Below are 244 nucleotides of genomic sequence, written 5' to 3'. Positions count from 1 at the left end.
ATCGGATTAAGAAATGCAGGATACTCTGATGATGAATTTACAACAGAAACGGATAGAACTACAGTAAGTTTCAAATTTGGTGTGCCCCATACACGACAACCGATTACACGGACACCAACAACAGATTGGTTCATTCAAAGAAAAAATGAACAATTATGTATTAAGTATCAAGAAATTACGAAAACATCGACTACTATGCCGGATGAAAAATTAAAGCGATCGAGGAACAAGCGCCTGAGTTATA

At 36.5% G+C, this 244-nt stretch carries 1 protein-coding gene; it reads left to right on the top strand.

The window, feature by feature from the left end:
* Window positions 1–244, top strand: a 244-nt coding sequence (locus DSOL_RS26560; RefSeq protein ID WP_235839025.1) for a DUF4474 domain-containing protein, incomplete at both ends; no start/stop codon positions are given.

The organism is Desulfosporosinus metallidurans, from assembly GCF_001936615.1.
GTDB classification, from domain to species: Bacteria; Bacillota; Desulfitobacteriia; order Desulfitobacteriales; family Desulfitobacteriaceae; genus Desulfosporosinus; species Desulfosporosinus metallidurans.
The sequence above is the reverse complement of the archived record's forward strand: the minus strand, read 5'-3'. Positions and strand labels throughout refer to the sequence as shown.